The organism is Streptomyces sp. NPDC058307, assembly GCF_042880295.1.
Lineage (GTDB): Bacteria > Actinomycetota > Actinomycetes > Streptomycetales > Streptomycetaceae > Streptomyces.
In genome coordinates, this window is the sequence record NZ_JBHVYZ010000026.1 from 100138 (window position 1) to 109088 (window position 8951).

The following is an 8951-nucleotide window of genomic DNA, read 5'->3' on the forward strand; positions in this document are numbered from 1 at the left end:
TTGTGTGCGCTACCAGTCCGAGGGGGCGCGGGCGTCCACGGCGAAGACGGTGCCGTCGGGGGCGGTGGCGTAGACGTGGTGATCGGCGAGAGTGGCCGGGGGCAGCGTGGCGATCACATCGCCCGCGTCGGCGCCGAGCCGTGCCGGTGTCTGCCCGGCGAGCGTTCCCCTGCGCGCGTCCACGGCGAGCAGCCGCCCGTCGGAAGCGGTGACGAAGACGTACCTGCCGTCGGAGACCGGGACGGATCCCCGGCTCACCGACGTCTCCAGATGCCACAGTTGCCGGCCCGTGTCGACGCCGACGGCCTCCAGGGCTCCGGAAGCGGCCAGCACATAGACGACACCGCCGTGCACAGCGGCCTCGGCGCCCTGCCGGGGCACCGGCAAGGCCACCTTCCGGGTCGCTCCGGAGGCGGGGGTGAAGCGGACGACTGCTTTGGCGTGGTCGAAGACCTGGTCGACGGAGAGGAAGAAGACGGATCCGTTCTCGGAACCGACCGGGGTCAGGGCGCCGTCGAGGTGCTCTTCCCACCGCACATGACCCGTGGCCGCGTCCACGGCGGTGACCCGGGTGCTCGACTCGTCGACGGACGTGCCCGTCACGTACAGCAGCGGGTCACCGGGAAACGTGGAGAACGACGGTGTGGAGTGGCCCGGTATCTCCTTGCTCCACCTGGTGTCGCCGGACGCGCTGTCCACGCCGGTCACCGTCCCGTCCGCGCGGGTGACCAGGAGCATGCCACCGGCCGACCACATGCCGTCGTACGCCGGCACGTTCCGCTGCCAGCGCGTCCGGCCCGTGGCGGGATCGAGCGCCCGCAGGCGGTTGCCGTAATCCGCCAACGGCAGCAGAAGGCCACCGGACACGACGGGCGGAACGCTCCACCGGTCGGTGCCGGCCGACTGCCGCCACAGCAGGCGGCCGTCGGTCGGATCGAGCGCGAAGACCAGACCCGCCCGCACGCAGAAGAGCTTTCCCGTCCCGTACGAGCACCGGGGCGTGCCCTTGCCCCCGGCCACGGGCTTCGCCTCCCAGGCGTGCGACGCGGACGCCCCCGCTCGAGGCGTCGTGCGGTCCGTCGGCGTGAGCTGTCCGTCACCGAGCAGCTGGACCGAGGCGAACACTCCGCCTGCGACAAGGACAAGCGCGCCGGCGGCGAGCAGCACGTTCCTGCGCAGACGCCGTCCGGGCCGTCGTACCCGCTCCTCGGCCTCCTGCTCGAGGACCGGCACGTCACCCGTGCGCTGTGCCGGTATGAACGCCTGCGTGTCGTACGAGGCCGCGACCGACCGCAGCTCCCGCATCAACTCGTCCGGAGTGGGCCGGTCCTCGGGCTCCTTGGCGAGGCACCGCACGATGAGCGGCGCGAGGTTCTGCGGTACGCCCGTCAGGTCCGGCTCGTCGTGCACGACCTGGTAAGCGACGACGTACGGACTGTCGGAGTCGAACGGTCCGCGTCCGGTGGCCGCATGCACCATCACCGATCCGAGTGCGAAGATGTCGGCGGCGGGCCCCACCTCCCGCGGCCGCCGGAACTGCTCCGGCGCCATGAACGGCGGCGTTCCGATCAACTTCCCGGTCTCGGTGCGAAGTTCGCTGTCCTTTGGCCGAGAAATGCCGAAGTCGATGACCTTGGGACCGTCCTCGGCGAGCAGCACATTGCTCGGCTTGAGATCCCGGTGGACCACCCCGACCCGATGGATGTCGCGCAGCGCCTCGGCGAGCCCGGCCATCAGCCGGCGCAACTCGGAGGGCGCCATGGGCCCGTTCCGCTTCACCTCGTCCGAGAGGGTCGGACCGGGAATGAACAGCGTGGCCATCCAGGGCCGTTCGGCATCGGGATCGGCGTCGACGACGGACGCGGTGAACGCCCCGCTCACCTTCCGCGCGGCAGCCACCTCCTGCCGGAAACGCCCCCTGAACTCCGGGTCCTTGGCGAACTCGGAATGTACGACCTTCACCGCGAGCTTCATCCCCGAGGCGCTGCGCGCGATATGCACGACGCCCATCCCGCCGGACCCGAGGCATGACTCCAGCCGGTAGTGACCGGCGTACTCGGGAAGTTCCGCTTCCGCGCCCGCTCCGGTGTTGCCCTGTGGCGCCATGGAACCACCCCCGTGCTGATCGTCCGCGCGCGCGACGCACGGAGCCTAGTCGATGACTCGTACGGGACAGAGGCGGCTTGCTAGTCTCCGCGTGCGAGTTGCGTACATGTGTTTCATGGCGTGATTTAGGGGAATCAACGTGACCCCATGGCAGTCATGGGGAGCAACGGGGGAGGATTTTCATGTCTGTTGACCACGTGGAAGAAGTCGAGGACGGCGAGAGCAAGTCCGCCACAACAGCCGCTGCCGCGACCGCGGCCGCCCACTACTACGCGGTCGCACCGGGTTACCGCCTCAACGTCCGCCGCGGCCCGGGCACGCAGTACGGCATCGTCCGCGTCCTCCCCGAGGGCGCACAGGTCGCGATCTACTGCCAGACGCCGGGGACGTCGGTTGTCGGCCCGTACGGCACCTCGAACATCTGGGACAACATCGCCAACGGCGAGTTCGTCGCGGACGCCTATGTACTCACCGGCAGCGACGGCTACGTCGCCTCGCGCTGCGGCTGACCTGGTCACCCGGATCCGTCATGCTCGCAGGCCTCACCGGCGCCCTCCTCATGGTGGGCGCCGCCACTGCCGAGGCCGCGACGGTCCAGAGATGCCCGGTGGCTCCCGGTTGTCAGCTGAACGTCCGCAGTGAGGCGTCCTGCCCGAGGACCAGTACGTCTCCAAGGCGTACCTGAACACGGGCGGCGACGGCTACGCGGCCGACCGCTGCTCCCGATCCCCGCAGGGAGCCCGCCCCCTCCCGGAGCCATAATCGTCCCGTGAGCGACGAATCCGGCACCCAGGACATCCCCGCGGGCCCCCCAGCGGGCGGCGGCCCCCGCCCCGAACCCCTCCGCCTCTTCGGCACGACCTGGGTGGACCACGACAACGGCTACGCCCTCCGCCGCGTCGGCGCGGCCACCGGCTCCCTCGCCGCCGCAGTCGCCTCCTGCCTGATCCTCCGCTTCGCCTACGAGGGTCTCCAGATCGCCGACACCGGCAGCTTCGTGACCGTCCTCGTCATCGCGATGTTCGCGATCTGCAGCGCGCTGGCCTTCCGCAACACCTGGGACAGCTTCGGCAACCGCCCCGACCCCGACCGCCAGGCCTCCCTCCGCGGCCTCCTGGCCATCGGGTTCGTCGGGTCCCTCCTCGCGTACTTCCTCCGCACCCTCACGGAGGCACCGGGCGAGAAACTGCACCGGCAGGAGTACGAGGCCGCACGCAGGGAGCACGAACAACGCGGTGCTCGCCGCACGGGAAACCCCTCGAAGAAGAAGCGCCGCCACTGAGAGCCGCCGCCGGCCCCGACGCCCCGGCGCCACCGGACAGCACGTCCGGCGGCACAGCCTCCGCCGCTGCAACTCCGGCCCCTGTCACGCCGGTTCTCTCACCGTAAGCTCACCGCCCCCTGATCCTCATCCGACCACCATGGCCTCATGACCGCTTCCTTCCACACCGCCCGAGCCCACTCCTTCAACGCCGCCGCAGCCCAGTACGCCGCCAACCGCCCCTCCTACCCGCCCGCCCTCTTCGACGCGATCGAGGAGCTCGCCGGACGCCCCCTCACCGGCGCCCGGGTCGCCGACGTCGGAGCCGGTACCGGGATAGCGACCGCGCTGCTGCACGCCCGGGGCGCCCAGGTCGTCGCGGTCGAACCCGGGGACGGCATGGCCGAGCAGTTCCGTCACGCCCACCCCGCCATCCCGATCATCAGGGGCGACGGCAACGACCTGCCCCTCCTCACGGACTCCGCCGACCTGCTCACCTACGCCCAGTCCTGGCACTGGACCGACCCCGCCCGCGCGGTCCCGGAAGCCTGCCGCGTGCTGCGGCCGGGCGGTGCGCTGGCCCTGTGGTGGAACACCGACGCCCTCGACGTCCCCTGGATCACCGGTCAGGCCGGCCGGCTCGTCGAGCACTTCAAGGACTACGGTGTCCCTCCGGCCGTCGAGGCGAACGGCAACGGAGGCCGGTCCGCCCTGGCCGACCCCAGCGGCCGCCTGGACTTCGGCCGCCGAGTGGTCCGCTGGAGCCGCCGCGTGCCCGTCGACACCCACCTCGCCAACATCGGCAGCCACTCGCTGTTCCTGGTCGCGGGTGAGGAACACGCGAGCGCCTTCCTCACCGAGGAGCGCAGGATCCTGCTCGAACAGTTCCCCGACGGAACCGTCGAGGAGACCTACGACGTCGAGCTGCTGGTCGCCTTCAACGCCTGACCCCGCGAAGGCCCACCCCCAGGGTGCTCGGGGTGATCCCGCACGCCCACCTCACCCCGCGCCCCAGCTTCCCCACCGAACCAACCCGCTTGACTGCCCGCACCCGCGAGGGGATTATTCATCGTATGATGAATAAAGCGTCCGGGTCACCCACCGACCGCACGCACGAAGAGCCCGCCACCCCCGCCGTCCACGCCGACGGCCTCACCGCCGTCCGAGGCCCCCGCACCGTCCTGCGCGGCCTCGCCTTCGACGTCCCACGCGGCCAGATCACCGGCCTCCTCGGCCCCTCGGGCTGCGGCAAGTCCACCCTGATGCGCTCGATCGTCGGCACCCAGGCCAAGGCCACCGGCACCCTCGACGTCCTCGGCCGACCCGCGGGCCACCCCACCCTGCGCACCCGCATCGGCTACGTCACCCAGGCCCCCTCCGTCTACGACGACCTGACCGTCCGCCAGAACCTCGACTACTTCGCCGCGATCCTCGCCCCCGGCCGCGCCGCCGCCGACCGCCGCCACTCCGAGGTCACCCGGGTCATCGACGACGTCGACCTCGCCACCCACGCCGACTCCCTCGCCGGCAACCTCTCCGGCGGCCAGCGCAGCCGCGTCTCCCTCGCCGTCGCTCTCCTCGGCACCCCCGAACTCCTCGTCCTCGACGAACCCACCGTCGGTCTCGACCCCGTCCTGCGCCGCGACCTGTGGAACCTCTTCCACGACATCGCCCGCCGCGGCGCCACCCTCCTGATCTCCTCCCACGTCATGGACGAGGCCGAGCGCTGCCACCGCCTCCTCCTGATGCGCGAGGGCCAGATCCTCGCCGACGACACCCCCGAGGCCCTGCGCACCCGCACCCACTCCGACACGATCGAGGAGGCCTTCCTCCACCTGGTCGACCAGGCCGTCGAGGCAAGCCGCACCAAGGAGCCCACGCGATGACCACGACCACCACGGCCCCGCCCGCTCTCGCGCCGGTCCCTACCAGCGCCCTGAGCCTCTCCCGCACCACCGCCACCGCGGCCCGGGTCCTGCGCCAGCTCCGCCACGACCCCCGCACCATCGCGATGATGATCCTGATCCCGTGTCTGATGCTGCTCCTGCTGCGCTATGTCTTCGACGGCAGCCCGCGCACCTTCGACAGCATCGGCGCCTCCCTCCTCGGGATCTTCCCGCTGATCACGATGTTCCTGGTCACCTCCATCGCCACCCTGCGCGAACGCACCTCCGGCACCCTCGAACGCCTCCTCGCCATGCCGCTCGGCAAAGGCGACCTCATCGCCGGCTACGCCCTCGCCTTCGGCGCTCTCGCGATCATCCAGTCCGTCCTCGCCACCGGCCTCGCCGTCTGGCTCCTCGGCCTCGACGTCACCGGCAGCCCCTGGCTCCTGCTGCTGGTCGCCCTGCTCGACGCCCTGCTCGGCACCGCCCTCGGCCTGTTCGTCTCGGCTTTCGCGGCCTCCGAATTCCAGGCCGTCCAGTTCATGCCGGCCGTGATCTTCCCCCAACTCCTCCTCTGCGGCCTCTTCACCCCGCGCGACAACATGCACCCCGTCCTGGAGACCATCTCCGACGTGCTGCCCATGTCCTACGCCGTCGACGGCATGAACGAGGTCCTCAGGCACACGGACATGACAGCGACCTTCGTCCGCGACGCACTGATCGTGGCGGGCTGCGCACTGCTGGTCCTGGGACTGGGAGCGGCGACACTGAGGCGCAGGACCGAATAGGACCGGGACCGAACAGGACCGGGGCCGAACAGGACCGCCCCGCAAAGGACAGCCGCCCCTCCCGCACAGTGCGGCCACCACCGCACCCATGTCCCGCCCACCGGACACCCACCCTGCACGCCCCGACCCGGTGCCAGACTGAACCGCATGAGCCAGAAAGTCGCAGTCCTCGGCACCGGCAAGATCGGCGAAGCCCTGCTCAGCGGAATGATCCGCGCCGGCTGGGCCCCGGCCGACCTCCTGGTCACCGCCCGCCGCCCCGAGCGAGCCGAAGAACTCCGCAACCGCTACGGAGTCGCCCCGGTCACCAACCCGGAAGCCGCGAAGACCGCCGACACCCTGATCCTCACGGTCAAACCGCAGGACATGGGCGCCCTCCTCGACGAACTCGCCCCGCACGTCCCGGCCGACCGCCTGGTCATCAGCGGTGCCGCCGGCATCCTCACCTCCTTCTTCGAGGAGCGCCTCGCCCCCGGCACCCCGGTCGTCCGTGTCATGACCAACACGCCCGCCCTGGTCGACGAGGCCATGTCCGTCATCTCCGCCGGCACCCACGCCACCGCCGACCACCTCGCCCACACCGAGGAGATCTTCGGCGCCGTCGGCAAGACGCTCCGCGTTCCCGAGTCCCAGCAGGACGCCTGCACCGCCCTCTCCGGCTCCGGACCGGCCTACTTCTTCTACCTGGTCGAAGCCATGACCGACGCCGGCATCCTGCTCGGCCTGCCCCGCGACAAGGCCCACGACCTGATCGTCCAGTCCGCGATCGGCGCCGCCACAATGCTCCGCGACAGCGGCGAACACCCGGTGAAGCTCCGCGAGAACGTGACGTCCCCCGCGGGCACCACCATCAACGCCATCCGCGAACTCGAGAACCACGGCGTACGCGCCGCCCTCATCGCGGCCCTCGAAGCCGCCCGCGACCGCAGCCGTGCCCTGGCCTCCGGCAAGAAGGACTGACACCCACCGGGGACGGTCATCCCGCCAAGCCCACCACGTCCTTCGTGGCCACCAGGCGAGCGAAGCCGCCCCCGTACAACGAGACCGCCGACGCCTGCGCCCCCGTACGCGAGCACGCCCCGCGTCACCTGCACGAACCGCTCCGGTCGCCGATCCGGCCGCCGCGCGGGCATGTCCGCCCCGAGCTCCGCCCGCCACACCGGCTTCGGCAGCGAGGTCACGATGCGCCAGCACACGCATCGCGCCTCGCCACCCGACCACGTGCCTACCGAGCAGCGTTCAGCACGACACCCTTGTCGAGCGCGCCGGTATCCACAGCAGCCCTGTCGGAAGCCGAAGCGGCCGGAAGCAACCCGATCGCGCGATAAGCGGCATCCACGGTCGGCCGGGCCATCGCCCGTGCCCTCTCCGCGCCATCCCGCAGCACCCCCTCCACATAGCCAGGATCCGCGCACAACTCCTTGTGCCTCTCCTGCACGGGCCTCAAGACCTCGACCACGGCCTCGGCGGTGTCCTTCTTCAAGGCGCCGTACGACTCATATACACCGCTCAGCTCCGATGGGTTCCCACCCGTGCACGACGCGAGGATCTCCAGCAGATTCGCCAGGCCCGGCCGGGCCTCCCGGTCGTACACGACGTCCCGCCCGCTGTCGGTCACGGCCCGCATGACCTTCCTCCGCACGACGTCCGGCTCGTCGAGCAGATAGACGATCCCCGGCCCGGAGTCGTCGGACTTCCCCATCTTCGACGTCGGCTCCTGGAGGTTCATGACCCGCGCGCCCACCTTCGGCACGCTGGCCCGGGGCACCACGAACGTGTATCCGTACCGCTGGTTGAACCGCACCGCCAGATCGCGCGTCAGCTCGACATGCTGCGCCTGGTCGTCCCCGACGGGCACCTCGTCGGCCCCGTACGCCAGGATGTCCGCGGCCATCAGCACCGGATACGTGAGCAGCGACAGCCGCACACTCCCGCCCCGCGCCCGCTCCCGAGCGGCCTTCTCCCGGTACTGGATCATGCGCCGCATCTCACCGTCCGTGGCCACGCACTCCAGCACGTACGACAGCCGCGCGTGCTCGTCCACATGACTCTGTACGAAGACGGTGCACACCTCGGGATCCAGCCCCGACGCGAGCAACAGCGTCGCTGCCTGCCGACTCAGCCGCCGCACCCGCGCCGGATCATGGTCGACGGTCAGGGCGTGCAGGTCGACGATGCAGAACAGCGACTCCGCCCGGTGCTGGTCGACCGTGGCCCACTGCCGCATGGCTCCCAGGTAGTTCCCCAGCGTCAGATGCCCCGTCGGCTTGACCCCGCTGAAGACCCGCGTCATCTCTCCACCTCCTGGTCGAGACCGCCGTCCCGGCGGCCGACCCTCAGGAGTCCTGGAGGGAGATACGCGAACGGCCGCCGAGGCGGCGGCCGTTGAGTGCATACGTGCTCACGGCCGCCGTCAGGCGGCCCACCACTGCTGGGTGCACGTACGCGTTGTCATGCCTGCCAGCGTACGCCTCCGAGGGTCGATCCAGGCTGGGTTGACACTCCCCAGCCCGGTACGTAGTGTTCTCCGAGTTGTCCGACGTGAGCGCCGACCCCGGTCGGTCCCCGGACAGCCATTCCGCAGGTACCAGCCAACAAACGACGACAGCCGATCTGTCTGCCGTCGCTGCATTGGCGTGCTGTATTCGCGAAATGAGGAATCCACGTTCGAAAGGACGGCGGCCCCGATTAGCTCGGGAGCCGGGAATCCGCTAAAGTCTCACTCGTCGGAACGGCCCAACGGCCGGGAAGACAAGCCCCCTGACTGGGAATCAGGCCCGAAAGGATCTGATAGAGTCGGAACCGCCGGAAAGGGAAACGCGAGAGCGGGAACCTGGAAAGCACCGAGGAAATCGGAACCGGAAACGGTCTGATAGAGTCGGAAACGCAAGACCGAAGGGAAACTGCCCG

Annotated in this window: 8 protein-coding genes; 6 read left to right on the top strand and 2 right to left on the bottom strand. The window is 70.3% G+C overall.

Annotated elements, in window-relative coordinates:
* Positions 1–9 precede the first annotated feature (9 nt).
* Complete coding sequence (locus ACFVYN_RS20310; protein ID WP_390000357.1) at positions 10–2106, bottom strand: serine/threonine-protein kinase; 2097 nt, start codon at positions 2104–2106, stop codon at positions 10–12.
* Between the two features lie 182 nt (positions 2107–2288).
* Between ACFVYN_RS20310 and ACFVYN_RS20315 the strand changes: the two genes are divergently transcribed.
* The 6 genes from ACFVYN_RS20315 (at position 2289) to proC (ending at position 7001) form a co-directional block, all read left to right on the top strand.
* Positions 2289–2615, top strand: a complete 327-nt coding sequence (locus ACFVYN_RS20315; RefSeq protein ID WP_390000360.1) for an SH3 domain-containing protein — start codon at positions 2289–2291, stop codon at positions 2613–2615.
* 260 nt (positions 2616–2875) lie between these two features.
* A complete protein-coding gene (locus ACFVYN_RS20320) occupies positions 2876–3388 on the top strand; it encodes an EamA/RhaT family transporter (RefSeq protein WP_390000362.1) in 513 nt (170 codons plus the stop codon).
* Positions 3389–3535: 147 nt separating this feature from the next.
* Complete coding sequence (locus ACFVYN_RS20325; protein WP_390000365.1) at positions 3536–4315, top strand: class I SAM-dependent methyltransferase; 780 nt, start codon at positions 3536–3538, stop codon at positions 4313–4315.
* Between the two features lie 125 nt (positions 4316–4440).
* Positions 4441–5253, top strand: coding sequence for an ABC transporter ATP-binding protein (locus tag ACFVYN_RS20330; RefSeq protein ID WP_390000368.1), 813 nt, complete (start codon positions 4441–4443; stop codon positions 5251–5253).
* Positions 5250–6041 (top strand): ABC transporter permease, encoded by a 792-nt coding sequence (locus ACFVYN_RS20335; RefSeq protein WP_390000370.1) that lies wholly within the window; start codon positions 5250–5252, stop codon positions 6039–6041. The genes ACFVYN_RS20330 and ACFVYN_RS20335 overlap by 4 nt, the downstream gene beginning before the upstream one ends.
* A 147-nt stretch (positions 6042–6188) precedes the next feature.
* Positions 6189–7001, top strand: a complete 813-nt coding sequence (gene proC, locus ACFVYN_RS20340) for a pyrroline-5-carboxylate reductase (RefSeq protein WP_390000373.1) — start codon at positions 6189–6191, stop codon at positions 6999–7001.
* Positions 7002–7266: 265 nt separating this feature from the next.
* Here the strand turns inward: proC and trpS are convergent, their stop codons facing one another.
* Positions 7267–8334 carry a tryptophan--tRNA ligase gene (gene trpS, locus ACFVYN_RS20345; RefSeq protein ID WP_390000376.1) on the bottom strand — a complete coding sequence of 356 codons (1068 nt, stop codon included), beginning with the start codon at positions 8332–8334 and terminating at the stop codon, positions 7267–7269.
* Positions 8335–8951 lie beyond the last annotated feature (617 nt).

Bases quoted from the DNA above. Each gene is read 5' to 3' on its own strand.
- trpS (WP_390000376.1), bottom strand. From the start codon at position 8,334: ATGACGCGGGTCTTCAGCGGGGTCAAGCCGACGGGGCATCTGACGCTG.
- ACFVYN_RS20330 (WP_390000368.1), top strand. From the start codon at position 4,441: ATGATGAATAAAGCGTCCGGGTCACCCACCGACCGCACGCACGAAGAG.
- ACFVYN_RS20325 (WP_390000365.1), top strand. From the start codon at position 3,536: ATGACCGCTTCCTTCCACACCGCCCGAGCCCACTCCTTCAACGCCGCC.
- proC (WP_390000373.1), top strand. From the start codon at position 6,189: ATGAGCCAGAAAGTCGCAGTCCTCGGCACCGGCAAGATCGGCGAAGCC.
- ACFVYN_RS20335 (WP_390000370.1), top strand. From the start codon at position 5,250: ATGACCACGACCACCACGGCCCCGCCCGCTCTCGCGCCGGTCCCTACC.
- ACFVYN_RS20310 (WP_390000357.1), bottom strand. From the start codon at position 2,106: ATGGCGCCACAGGGCAACACCGGAGCGGGCGCGGAAGCGGAACTTCCC.
- ACFVYN_RS20315 (WP_390000360.1), top strand. From the start codon at position 2,289: ATGTCTGTTGACCACGTGGAAGAAGTCGAGGACGGCGAGAGCAAGTCC.